Origin of the sequence: Cytobacillus sp. S13-E01 (assembly GCF_029193815.1) — a bacterium.
In the GTDB taxonomy this organism is placed as follows: domain Bacteria; phylum Bacillota; class Bacilli; order Bacillales; family Bacillaceae_L; genus Bacillus_BV.
Genome location: NZ_JARFVC010000046.1, coordinates 17485 through 30344 on the forward strand (window position 1 = coordinate 17485; position 12860 = coordinate 30344).

Annotated in this window: 10 protein-coding genes; all 10 read left to right on the plus strand. The window is 38.0% G+C overall.

What is annotated here, in order from left to right; translation table 11 throughout:
• The first annotated feature begins 107 nt into the window (after positions 1 to 107).
• Positions 108 to 1853 carry an adenine deaminase C-terminal domain-containing protein gene (locus tag PY093_RS19495; RefSeq protein ID WP_275647457.1) on the plus strand — a complete coding sequence of 582 codons (1746 nt, stop codon included), beginning with the start codon at positions 108 to 110 and terminating at the stop codon, positions 1851 to 1853.
• Positions 1854 to 1908: 55 nt separating this feature from the next.
• Positions 1909 to 2955 carry a DUF3048 domain-containing protein gene (locus tag PY093_RS19500; RefSeq protein ID WP_275647458.1) on the plus strand — a complete coding sequence of 349 codons (1047 nt, stop codon included), beginning with the start codon at positions 1909 to 1911 and terminating at the stop codon, positions 2953 to 2955.
• Between the two features lie 16 nt (positions 2956 to 2971).
• The gene (locus PY093_RS19505) at positions 2972 to 3286 is read left to right on the plus strand and encodes a YerC/YecD family TrpR-related protein (protein ID WP_275647459.1); all 315 of its coding nucleotides are present in this window, start codon (positions 2972 to 2974) and stop codon (positions 3284 to 3286) included.
• Positions 3287 to 3448: 162 nt separating this feature from the next.
• The gene (locus PY093_RS19510; RefSeq protein ID WP_275647460.1) at positions 3449 to 3733 is read left to right on the plus strand and encodes a hypothetical protein; all 285 of its coding nucleotides are present in this window, start codon (positions 3449 to 3451) and stop codon (positions 3731 to 3733) included.
• A gap of 75 nt (positions 3734 to 3808) precedes the next feature.
• Positions 3809 to 4162 carry a PIN domain-containing protein gene (locus PY093_RS19515; protein ID WP_345774252.1) on the plus strand — a complete coding sequence of 118 codons (354 nt, stop codon included), beginning with the start codon at positions 3809 to 3811 and terminating at the stop codon, positions 4160 to 4162.
• Between the two features lie 299 nt (positions 4163 to 4461).
• Positions 4462 to 5154: a heptaprenylglyceryl phosphate synthase gene (gene pcrB, locus PY093_RS19520; RefSeq protein ID WP_275647461.1), complete on the plus strand. Its 693-nt coding sequence runs from the start codon at positions 4462 to 4464 to the stop codon at positions 5152 to 5154.
• Positions 5155 to 5215: 61 nt separating this feature from the next.
• Positions 5216 to 7483, plus strand: coding sequence for a DNA helicase PcrA (gene pcrA, locus PY093_RS19525; protein ID WP_275647462.1), 2268 nt, complete (start codon positions 5216 to 5218; stop codon positions 7481 to 7483).
• A gap of 195 nt (positions 7484 to 7678) precedes the next feature.
• Positions 7679 to 9685, plus strand: coding sequence for an NAD-dependent DNA ligase LigA (gene ligA / locus PY093_RS19530; protein ID WP_275647463.1), 2007 nt, complete (start codon positions 7679 to 7681; stop codon positions 9683 to 9685).
• A gap of 13 nt (positions 9686 to 9698) precedes the next feature.
• Positions 9699 to 10886, plus strand: a complete 1188-nt coding sequence (locus PY093_RS19535) for a CamS family sex pheromone protein (protein ID WP_275647464.1) — start codon at positions 9699 to 9701, stop codon at positions 10884 to 10886.
• A gap of 428 nt (positions 10887 to 11314) precedes the next feature.
• A partial coding sequence (gene pruA, locus PY093_RS19540; RefSeq protein ID WP_275647465.1) for an L-glutamate gamma-semialdehyde dehydrogenase occupies positions 11315 to 12860 on the plus strand: 1546 nt, incomplete at its 3' end.

The following is a 12860-nucleotide window of genomic DNA, read 5'->3' on the forward strand; positions in this document are numbered from 1 at the left end:
TTGCACAGGATCTGCTGATGTCGATGTTCGCCACAGGACGTGGCGGGTTTAAATCAACACGCCAATACGCAGGCGCCCTGCGCTTTTCGTTAGAATGGGGGATGTTCATGCTAGATCAACGATATCGATGGAAAAACAAACAACTTAGAGAACATGTTGCCGTTATTGATGGGAAAAAATCGCCTACTCGTTTATTAAAGAACGCCACTTACTTAAATCAAGTGTTAAAAAAGTGGATCAAAGCGAATATTTGGCTATACGAAGATCGTATTGTGTATGTAGGTGATATGCTCCCTACAACAAAGGATCATTGTGAAATTATTGATTGTGAAGGGTCATATTTAGTACCAGGTTACATAGAACCACATTCACATCCCTTTCAATTATATAATCCCCACTCGTTTGCCCAATATGTATCCCAAAGTGGAACAACTACACTTATTAACGACAACATGGTTTTGGCTTTACAACTTTCAAAAAAGAAAGCGTTTTCTTTTTTGAAAGATATGAGGACAATACCTGCAACAATGTATTGGTGGTGTCGATTTGACCCACAAACAGAAATTCTTGATGAAGAAACAGTGTTTTCACATGCCAATATAAAGTCATGGCTTGAGCATGATGCTGTTCTACAAGGTGGAGAGTTAACAGGCTGGCCAAAATTATTGGATGGCGATGATTTAATGCTCCATTGGGTTCAGGAAGCAAAAAGAATGCGAAAGCAAATTGAAGGCCATTTTCCTGGTGCATCTGAAAAAACATTAACAAAGCTGAAGCTTCTAGGTGCTGATGCGGATCATGAATCAATGACGGGGAAGGATGTTGTGAATCGCCTTTTACACGGTTATACAACCTCACTACGTTATTCTTCAATCAGACCAGACCTTCCTGCGCTGTTAGAACAGATGCATGAACTTGGGATTGATCAGTATGATAAATTAATCATGACAACTGATGGTTCACCACCTTCTTTTTATGAAGGAGGGGTCATGGATAAAATGATTAAAATTGCAATCGAACAAGGTGTACCCATAATAGATGCCTATAATATGGCAACAATAAATATTGCTCGTCATTATACTATCGAACATTTACATGGAAGCATTGCGACAGGGAGAATTGCTAATATAAACTTTTTAGAGTCAAAAGAAAACCCGACACCTATTTCAGTACTTGCTAAGGGGCAGTGGGTAAAAAAGGATGGAGCAATTCTTGATGCATTTGGTGAATTCAAATGGGATGAACAAGACTACTTTAAACCCCTTGAACTAGATTGGGAACTTACGATGGATGATCTCCAGTTTTCAATGCCATTTGGGATGTTAATGGATAATGCTGTTATTATGAAGCCTTATTCTGTTGCCATAGATGTAGCGAATGATGAGTTATCGATGGATCATGATGAAAGCTTTTTAATGTTAATCGATCGTAAGGGAAAATGGCGAATCAATACAGTGATTAAGGGTTTTGCTACACATATAGCAGGCTTCGCAAGCTCATTTTCTAATACTGGTGACATTGTATTAATTGGGAAAAACAAAGAAGATATGCTTTTAGCCTTTACACACATGCAGGAAATTGGAGGCGGTTTAGTTCTCGCTGAAAACGGAAGGATCATTAATGAAATTCCTCTAACGCTTTCTGGAATAATGTCCAACAAGAGCGTCGATGAGTTAATTAAAGAAGAAAAGTCACTAGCGGCTTTGCTCCGCGCGCGAGGCTACCGCTTTAGTGATCCCATTTATACATTATTATTTTTATCATCGACACATCTGCCTTATATTAGAATTACACCACAAGGAATTTATGATGTCATGAATAAAATTATACTCTTTCCGTCAATAATGCGTTAAAATGTAAAAGTGGTGCGAAAAGCAAACGATACTACAAAAAGGTTGTGTCTTTCGAATGAACTTAAAGTTGTTATATATTCTAGTTTTCCTATTATTATTTAGTGTTGCATGTAGCAAACAACAAGAGGTTGTTAATGAGAATGTAACTAATAGTAAGGAAGAAAATATAGAAGAAACCAACGAGGAAGAACCAATACAAATATATGATAATATGTATCCTCTTACAGGATTGGGAACGAATAATAGTGTAGATACACGTGCGGTCGCTGTTATGATTAACAATCATCCTAAAGCAAGACCTCAATCAGGGCTATATAGTGCTGATGTAGTCTATGAATTACTTGCTGAAGGAAATGTAACGCGCTTTTTAGCGATTTTTCAAAGTGAGCAGCCAGAAACAATAGGCCCTGTTCGAAGTGCTAGGGATTATTATATCGAACTTTCTAAGGGCTTTAATAGTCTATATGTTGCCCATGGCTGGAGCCCAGAAGCTAAACGAATGCTTGAAGCTGGTGAAGTAGACAGTTTAAATGGATTATTTTTTGATGGTACATTGTTTTGGAGATCAACGGATAGAGTTGCCCCACATAACTCCTATATTTCCTTTGAAAATATTGAAAAGGGCGTAGAAAAGAAGGGGTATGATCTCGAACAAAGACCACAAGCGTACTCGTTTTTAACAGAAGATGAAATAACAGCAATCACTGGAGACAAAGGTGAGAGTGTGAATATTGCTTATGATTCAAGCAGTACATGGACTGTAAAATATGTCTACAATAAAGAAAAAGAAAAGTATGAACGCTACAGTGGTGACGTTCAAACTGCAGATAAAGAAACAGCAACACCAGTTTTAATAGATAATGTTTTTGTCGTCGAAATGGATCACAAAATTATTGATAGTGCCGGACGCCGTAAAATTAATGTAACATCTGGTGGTAAAGGTTTATTAATGCAAAAAGGGGTACAAAGAGAAGTTGAATGGCAAAATATTGATGGTAGAATAATCCCTTTTAAAAATGGTGAAGAAGTAGGTTTTGTACCGGGTAAAACGTGGATAAACATTGTACCTTCAACTAACATAGTGTCTTTTGAAAACTACTAATAAAGGGGATAAATATATGCAAATTGAAAAATTACGTGGAAAAGAATTGGACCAGCTCTTTAATGCCGTTCTATCTTTAAATGATCTTGAAGAATGCTATCGATTTTTTGATGATCTATGTACGGTAAATGAAATCCAATCACTTGCTCAACGTCTAGAGGTAGCTAGAATGCTGCAAGATGGAAACACCTATCATAAAATTGAAACAGAAACAGGTGCAAGTACAGCAACGATTTCTCGTGTGAAACGTTGTTTAAATTATGGTAATGATGCATATACAATGGCATTGGACCGTTTAAAGGATGAGAAACAAGATACTGTAGAGAAGTAGTGTTACTTAACAGAGTGCTAACTTGATTTAGCGCTCTATTTGTTTATCCCACGCTTAAGGGGCAGTAAAACCCCCACTGATTGAAGTTTCACTTTATGAACAGAAAGGTAGTGGATATGATAAGATATAATTAAATAATTGAGAAAAAACGAGGTGATTATTTTGGTAAATGTAAATCTGTCAGAAAACCAAAATTTTAAGGCTAATTATACTCAAATTCTACGTTTGGTTAAGAATGCACTAGAAGATGCTAAATTATTAGACCAGCTTGTAATTGAAGAAAGAAGTGAAGGATTTATGGTAAAGCCTAAATTAAATAATAAAGATGAGAAGATAAGAGCTTTTGAATCATTGGCTGGTTCTGCAGTTGATGCAGGAGATAATATAAAGGAGCTAATTAACATGGCTGACAGGAAACAGGATTGGAGGAGCAAAGACGTTGAATAAAGCATTAATAGACAATAACATCTTTGTTTATCACTACCTAGGATATCAACCTATAAAGGAACTCATTAGAAAATAATTAATGATGATATAGAAATTATCATGTCTAATATAGTTGCTATGGAGTTTTTGTCATATGACAAAGTTGAAACAGATGAAAAAGTCAAGAAGAGACGTTACGAATATATAAACGCGTCTATAGTATGGAATGTAGATTTTGGTATTGCTGAAAAAGCGGCAGAACTTAGAAGGAAGTGTAAAATAGAATCAGGAAAAACGTTAAAAGCTGGTGATTCTCTAATCGCTGCAACAGCAATCGTTAATAATATGACTCTTTATAGTAACAATGATAAAGACTTTTCAAGGTTGAAACAATGGGGATTAAAATATGTCAACCCTATTATTGTACAAGATGAATTACTAGAGTTTTAGACAGTATAATTACCTAAAGCATCCTGCTAAGATAGATATTTGGGTGCTTTTTTTTGAATTAACCATTTTTGTCGAATAATCGATACTTCGAACACTCGAGGATATATTCAATAAAGTAGATAATTAAAAAAGCTGTCAAAGTAAAGTAATAAAACCCCGTTTCAAAACGACTAGATATTATAATTAGAACTTCATTTTAGCTTTTCCTCTTTTTGATAAGGTAGATACCTTACTTTTCTTTAACCCACTACAAGAATTTTGGTATAATGTAATAATGGAAATTAGAATGGAGGATCACCATGTACGATTTTAAAGAGTGGCGACATGTTTTCAAGCTTGATCCGGATAAAGACATTACAGATGATCAGTTAGAGCTCGTATGTGAATCTGGAACGGACGCAATCATTGTCGGTGGTAGTGATGGAGTAACTCCCGACAATGTGCTAATGCTTATGTCAAGAATTCGTCGCTATACGGTTCCGTGTGTTTTAGAAGTGTCAACGATCGAGTCAGTTACTCCGGGATTTGACCTTTATTTTATTCCAAGTGTATTAAATAGTAGAGATACAATGTGGATTACAGGTCTTCATCATGAGGCTGTAAAACAATTTGGAGATATTATGAATTGGGAAGAAATTATTGTTGAGGGCTACTGTATTTTAAGTGAAGAGTGTAAGGCTGCAAAGCTGACAGAAGCCAATACGAATTTAGAGATAGATGATGTAATTGCGTACAGTAGAATGGCGGAAAAACTATATAATCTTCCGATTTTTTACCTAGAATATAGCGGTGTATACGGTGATACTAGAGTAGTGCAGGAAGTAAAGACTAGTCTTGAAAACACAAAGCTGTTTTACGGTGGCGGTATTAAGTCAGTGGAACAGGCTAAAGAAATGGCTTCGATTGCAGATACAATCGTGGTTGGCAATATCATTTATGATGATCTAGGGACGGCCTTAAAAACGGTACAAGCTGTTAAGGTGACAAGTTGAAAAAACAATAAAATTAGTATAAAATAGAACAAATGTTTCTAAAAATAAGGGCGGTGGCGAGATGCAATTTATTAGTGAGAGGTTGTTAACTGGATTAAATAAAGAACAACAGGAAGCAGTAAAGGCTACTGACGGCCCACTTCTAATAATGGCAGGAGCGGGAAGTGGCAAAACGCGAGTACTTACACATCGAATTGCTTATTTGATGGCTGAAAAAGAGGTTGCGCCGTGGAGTATTTTAGCAATCACATTTACAAATAAAGCGGCTCGTGAAATGAGAGAAAGGGTCCAAAGTTTATTAGGACCAGTTGCAGATGAGATTTGGATTTCTACCTTCCACTCCATGTGTGTACGAATTTTACGAAGAGATATCGACAGAATCGGGATTAATCGTAATTTTTCAATTCTTGATACAACGGACCAGCTTTCCGTTATTAAAAATATCCTTAAAGATAAAAATATTGACACTAAAAAGTTTGATCCACGAAGCTTCCTAGGATCTATTAGTAGTGCAAAAAATGAGCTACAGACTGCAGAGGACTATGCCAAAACAGCTGGTGGTATGCATGACCGAATGATAAGTGATGTGTACTTAGAATACCAAAAAAAACTAAAGAAAAATCAAGCGTTAGATTTTGATGATTTGATTATGACAACCATTCAATTATTTACACGTGTACCTGAGGTGCTTGAGTTCTATCAACGAAAATTTCAATATATCCATGTCGATGAGTACCAGGATACTAACCGTGCACAGTATATGCTCGTTAAGCTTTTAGCTTCTCGTTTTAAAAACATTTGTGTAGTTGGGGATTCTGACCAATCGATTTATCGCTGGCGTGGAGCAGATATAAGTAATATTTTATCATTTGAAAAAGATTACTCCCATGCAAAGTCAATATTTCTAGAACAAAACTATCGTTCAACCAAACGTATTTTACGTGCTGCAAATGAAGTGATTGAAAAGAATTCAAATCGTAAGCCGAAAAAATTGTGGACCGAAAACATGGATGGAAACAATATTTCTTATTTCCGTGCGGACAGTGAGTATTTAGAGGGACAGTTTGTTGCAGGAAAGATTAAGCAAATGGTCGATGGTGGTGTAAGAAGGTACTCTGATATTGCTATTCTTTATCGTACAAATGCTCAGTCACGTGTAATGGAGGAGGTTTTGCTTAAATCCAATATTAACTATACGATTGTTGGCGGTATAAAGTTCTATGACAGAAAAGAAATTAAAGATATTTTGGCTTATTTACGTGTAATTGCTAACCCGGATGACGATATCAGTTTAGCGAGAATTATTAATGTACCTAAACGTGGAGTCGGGGCATCTTCTATCGATAAAATTGCAAACTATGCGATAGCGAATGATTTAACGATGTTTCAAGCGTTGCAGGAAGTTGAACAAATTGGCTTAGGTGGGAAGATATTGAACTCGCTAGTTGAATTCCGTAATCAAATCAATAACTGGGTTGATATGCAGGAGTATCTGTCTGTTACCGAATTAGTTGATGAGATGCTAGATAAAACCGGCTATCGGGACCTCCTTAAAAGCGAAAAGACAATTGAAGCACAGAGTCGGTTAGAGAACATAGACGAATTCTTATCTGTTACGAAAAATTTTGAAGAAAAGAATGAAGATAAAAGCTTAGTTGCCTTTTTAACCGATTTAGCATTAGTGGCAGATATTGATAAACTAGAGGAAGACGATAAAGATAAAGGTGATGCTGTTGTGTTAATGACATTACACTCCGCAAAAGGTTTAGAGTTTCCAGTCGTTTTCTTAATTGGCTTAGAGGAAGGTGTATTTCCACATAGTCGCTCGCTTATGGAGGAAGACGAAATGGAGGAAGAACGACGTCTAGCATATGTTGGAATCACTCGTGCTGAGCAAGAGCTTTTCATTACGAATGCACAAATGAGGACATTATTTGGACGTACAAATATGAATCCAGTATCCCGTTTTATTGGTGAGATTCCAGGGGATTTAATTGAAGATTTACGGGAACAACTGATGGAGCAGCAAAAAAAGCAAAGGCAACAACAAACTCAACAACGTCAACAATTCCAGCAACGACAACAAACATCTCCGTTTGCGTCAAAGCAGCCTGAAACAAGATCAACGATTCGTCCTACAATGACATCAACAGGTGGCGATGACATTGCTTGGAAGGTTGGCGACAAAGCTGCGCATAAGAAGTGGGGAACGGGTACGGTTGTCAGTGTAAAAGGTGAAGGTGAATCAAAGGAATTAGACATCGCTTTTCCAAGCCCGATCGGTATTAAGCGGTTGTTAGCTAAATTTGCGCCTATTACAAAGGGTTAAAAATTCCTAAAGGATAAGAAACCATAAAAATGTGTATCCAGTTTTAGTTCTAGCTCCGGGCGCCATCGGACCTGAGGTCATAAGCCAATCCCTTTCCGAATGCAAAAAACGCCCTCTGTCAGGAATCGTCTTATGTTTGTCGCCGTTCGGCGGGCCCCTGCGCTTTTCATATGACATGATGAAAGGAATCGATTTATGGACAAACCTACTGAACAAACACGTGTTATAGAATTACAGCAGTTACTAAATCAGTATAACTATGAATATCATGTGCTTGATACCCCTTCTGTATCAGATGAAGAATATGATTCTCTTATGCGTGAATTAACCCAGCTAGAGGCAAAGTTTCCGGAATTAAAGACGGCGGACTCGCCAACACAGCGCGTTGGTGGTGATGTGTTAGCTAATTTTGAGAAGGTTGAACACCGGACACCGATGCTCAGCCTTGGTAATGCTTTTAATGATGCTGATTTACGTGATTTTGATCGACGTGTGAGACAAGTGGTTGGAGACGATGTTGCTTATGTTTGTGAAATGAAAATTGACGGTCTCGCAGTTTCCCTTCGTTATCAACAAGGCTTGTTTATTCAAGGTACAACACGTGGTGATGGCACTGTAGGTGAGGGTATCACCGAGAACTTGAAAACGATTCGCTCGATTCCATTACGACTTAGTGATCCATTTGATATCGAGGTTCGCGGCGAAGCATTTATGCCGAAAAAATCATTCGAAGCATTGAATGAGGCTAAGCTTGTGAACGATGAAATGCCTTTTGCCAATCCACGAAATGCTGCAGCTGGATCGTTAAGACAGCTAGACCCCAAGCTTGCCGCTAAACGAAATCTTGATATTTACGTTTATAGCATTGCAGACCTAGGCGAAACAGGAGTTGTCTCACATAGTGAAGGTTTAGACCTTCTAGATCAATTAGGCTTTAAAACTAATCCAGAACGTAGAACATATTCTTCAATCGATGAAGTGATTACGTTCGTTGAAGGATGGGTCGATAAGAGACCGAACCTTTCTTACGATATTGACGGAATTGTTATTAAGGTTGATTCATTAGAACAACAAGCTCAGCTTGGTTTTACTGCAAAAAGTCCGAGGTGGGCAATTGCTTATAAATTTCGTGCTGAAGAAGTTGAAACAAAACTAATTGATATTGAGCTAAGTGTTGGTAGGACAGGGGTTGTAACACCTACTGCTATTTTAGAGCCTGTAAAAGTTGCAGGGACAACCGTTCAACGTGCATCGCTTCACAATGAAGATTTGATAAGAGAAAAAGACATAAGAATCGGTGATTATGTTGTTGTAAAAAAAGCGGGTGACATCATTCCTGAGGTTGTAAATGTACTAGTTGATCGTCGTACTGGTGAGGAACAAGCCTTTCATATGCCAACAGAGTGTCCTGAATGTGGAAGTGAGCTAGTTCGTTTGGAAGACGAGGTAGCGCTACGCTGCATTAATCCAAGGTGCCCGGCACAAATACGTGAAGGGTTAATCCATTTTGTATCACGAACAGCTATGAACATTGAAGGTCTTGGCGAAAAAGTAATTGCCCAGCTTTTTCAAGAAAAACTTATTACGAATGTTGCTGATATCTATAAGCTTGAAAAAGACCAACTGATTAAGCTTGAACGAATGGGTGAAAAGTCCGCTGATAATCTTGTAAACGCAATTGAAGCTTCAAAACAAAACTCATTGGAAAAATTGTTATTTGGTTTAGGAATCCGTCATGTTGGTGCAAAGGCAGCAAAGACACTAGCACAGCACTTTGAAACAATTGATAATTTGAAAAGAGTAACAGCTGGAGATCTTGTTGCAATTAATGAAATTGGTGAAAAAATGGCTGACTCAATCGTTACCTATTTTTCAGCACCAGAAGTATCCGAATTAATTGAGGAATTACGTGGTCAAGGTGTAAACCTCGAATACAAAGGTCCAAAAGCTGTTAAAATTGATGATAGCGACTCTTATTTTGCAGGCAAAACAATCGTATTAACTGGAAAGCTTGAGCGGTTATCGAGAAATGATGCAAAAACAGAAATAGAGGCTCAAGGTGGAAAAGTGACAGGTAGTGTAAGCAAAAGTACGGATCTAGTAATTGCAGGTGAAGCAGCAGGATCAAAGCTAGCAAAAGCTGCTGAGTTAGGGATTGAGGTTTGGGACGAGGATCGGTTGATTGAAGAATTAAAGAAGTAAGAAGGTGTGTGTGTTGAAAAGTCTATTAATAATGTTAATGACAACTGTTCTACTCCTAACAGCATGTGCACCTACTTTTGATAAACAAGAGGAAGTTGTACAAGAAACCGAAGAAACAAATGAGAAGGCAATTATTCCCAGATACAATATTTCGGAATCATATTATCGTACAATTCTGCCGTTTAAGCCAGGGGAGGCAAGAGGTCTTGTTGTAAGGAATCTTCAAACAAGATTGGACATTACTGAATTTGAGACAGGACTAATGAGAATTGCTCAAGAGTCATTTTCATCAGATCAATATTTTTACCAAGAAGGTCAAAAGATCTCAAAAGAAACAATTGAGAGCTGGCTAAATCGAAAAATGTCACCAGCTCAATTACAAGAAGATAATAAGAAGGAAGCAGAAAATCTGGGGTTAAATCCAATTTTCGAATACAATGCAAATAGTGAAGAGTCATATGAGACACAAATGTCTAAAAGCCCGATTTATTTAGCGCATATGCTTGAGCATAACTACCTAATCAAAAATAAGGATGGCAAGGTCGAGCTTGGTGGTGTTGTGATTGGTTTAGCATTAAATTCAGTACAATACTTTAATCTACCTGATGACCAGGGTGGGTACCCAAGAGAAGTGAAAATTGATACTGATGTTTTGAAAAAAGAAGGAAAACGAATTGCAGAAGAAGTATTAGCCAGGTTACGCACTATGGATGAACTTAAAAATGTTCCAATTGTCATTGCTTTATTCGAACAAGAAGAGATTTCTTCGATTGCACCAGGAAATTTCATTGCGAAAACAGGTGTTATTAATAAGGGTAATCGAATTGATAAGTGGGAAGATGTCAATGAAGAATATCACTTTTTTCCATCTACTGCGGCAACAAATGCCTATAGAGAAGATGCGGTGATGTTCACGAATTTCAAAACAGATATCGATGAGTTCTTCCCTAACTACACAGGCGTGATTGGTCGAGGTTTTTATAAAAATGAAGAATTGTATCAGCTGACGATCGAAATTCCAATGCAATTTTACGGAAAAGCAGAAGTAATTGGATTCACTCAATTTATCACGGGTGAGGTAATGGAGCATTTCCCCGATTATTTTTCTTTGCAAGTTTACGTTTCTTCTGAAAATGGTCCTGAAAGCATCATTGTCCGTAATGCAGGAGAAGAAGAACCATTTGTTCATATTTATAATTAAGAAATGCGTAAGCGCTTTGGTCAGAAACGAGAAAACTGGTCGACAAGAACGCCACGTCCTGTGGCATTGTCGACACTTGCACATCGTGTGCTTCGAATACTCCGACGAAAGAAGCGCTTTTTGCTTCTGTAGGAGGAGTTGAAGTTTCCCCTCGTTTCTAGGCGCTGGAGCTAGACACCAAAACTAGGTAAAAATTTTTATACTAGCTTACCTTTTAAAAAAGAAGGCTGACTTAAGAAGGATCAAACCTTTTTGGGTCAGTCTTTTTAGTTTTTATGTATAGCTCAGGGCGCCCTGCATTCCTTTTAAGGAGTTTTGATAATTGCGACTATTACCTCAATATTTGAAGAACTCTACTACTTTTAGTAGAATGGTAATTGTATGAATGAATGAAAACGTTTTTAATGATGAAAGGGAGGCGAAGTAGAATGGTAGTACCATATAAACATGAACCATTTACGGATTTTTCTGTTGAGGAAAACAAGAAAGCTTATTTAGCTGGTCTTAAGACAGTTGAGTCTTACCTTGGGCAAGATTATGACTTAGTTATTGGTGGAGAACGCATCACAACTGAGGATAAAATTGTTTCTGTAAACCCGTCAAACAGAGAAGAGTTGGTTGGCCGGGTTTCAAAAGCAAACCAAGAGCTTGCTGAAAAGGCAATGCAAATTGCAGATAAAACATTCCAAACATGGCGCAAGTCAAAGCCAGAAATGCGCGCAGATATTTTATTCCGTGCTGCTGCAATTATTCGCCGTCGTAAGCATGAGTTTTCTGCCCTTTTAACAAAAGAAGCTGGTAAGCCATGGAATGAAGCTGATGCTGATACAGCGGAAGCAATCGACTTTTTAGAATATTATGGACGTCAAATGCTTCGTCTAAAAGACGGACTTCCAGTTGAAAGCCGTCCAATCGAATATAACCGTTTTAATTACATTCCACTTGGAGTGGGTGTTATTATTTCACCTTGGAACTTCCCATTTGCAATTATGGCTGGTATGACAACAGCTGCATTAGTAGCGGGAAATACTGTTTTACTAAAGCCTGCTAGTACAACTCCAATCATTGCTGCCAAATTCATGGAAGTTCTTGAAGAAGCAGGTCTTCCTGCAGGTGTAGTTAATTTTGTCCCTGGTAGTGGAGCAGAAGTTGGAGACTACTTAGTAGATCATCCACGTACTCGCTTCATTAGCTTCACAGGTTCACGTGATGTTGGATTACGAATTTACGAACGTGCATCTAAATTAAATGAAGGCCAAATTTGGTTGAAGCGTGTCATTGCTGAAATGGGTGGAAAAGATACGATTGTTGTTGATAAAGATGCTGATCTTGAATTAGCGGCTAAATCAATCGTGGCATCTGCATTTGGTTTCTCAGGACAAAAATGTTCGGCTTGCTCAAGAGCAGTCATTTTAGCAGACGTATATGACCAAGTAGTAGACCGCGTTGTTGAATTAACAAAAGAGCTAACTGTTGGTGAACCTAAAGACACATCTATATTCATGGGTCCTGTAAACGATCAAGGTGCGTTTGACAAGGTGATGAGTTATGTTGAGATCGGTAAAAACGAAGGAAGATTACTACACGGTGGTAAAGGCGATGACTCTAAAGGTTGGTTCATCGAGCCGACAATTTTTGCAGACGTAGCAGAAGATGCTCGTCTAATGAAAGAGGAAATCTTCGGGCCTGTTGTAGCAATCTGCAAAGCGAAAGATTTCGACCATGCACTTGATATTGCAAACAACACTGAGTATGGTCTAACTGGAGCAGTTCTTACAAACAACCGTGCACACATCGAAAAAGCACGCGAAGACTTCCATGTTGGTAACCTCTACTTCAACCGTGGTTGTACTGGTGCAATCGTTGGATACCAACCATTCGGTGGATTTAACATGTCTGGAACTGACTCAAAAGCTGGTGGCCCAGACTACCTAGTTTTACACATGCAAGCTAAAACAACATCTGAAATGCTAT

Bases quoted from the DNA above. Each gene is read 5' to 3' on its own strand.
- PY093_RS19495 (WP_275647457.1), top strand. From the start codon at position 108: ATGCTAGATCAACGATATCGATGGAAAAACAAACAACTTAGAGAACAT.
- PY093_RS19500 (WP_275647458.1), top strand. From the start codon at position 1,909: ATGAACTTAAAGTTGTTATATATTCTAGTTTTCCTATTATTATTTAGT.
- PY093_RS19505 (WP_275647459.1), top strand. From the start codon at position 2,972: ATGCAAATTGAAAAATTACGTGGAAAAGAATTGGACCAGCTCTTTAAT.
- pcrB (WP_275647461.1), top strand. From the start codon at position 4,462: ATGTACGATTTTAAAGAGTGGCGACATGTTTTCAAGCTTGATCCGGAT.
- pcrA (WP_275647462.1), top strand. From the start codon at position 5,216: ATGCAATTTATTAGTGAGAGGTTGTTAACTGGATTAAATAAAGAACAA.
- ligA (WP_275647463.1), top strand. From the start codon at position 7,679: ATGGACAAACCTACTGAACAAACACGTGTTATAGAATTACAGCAGTTA.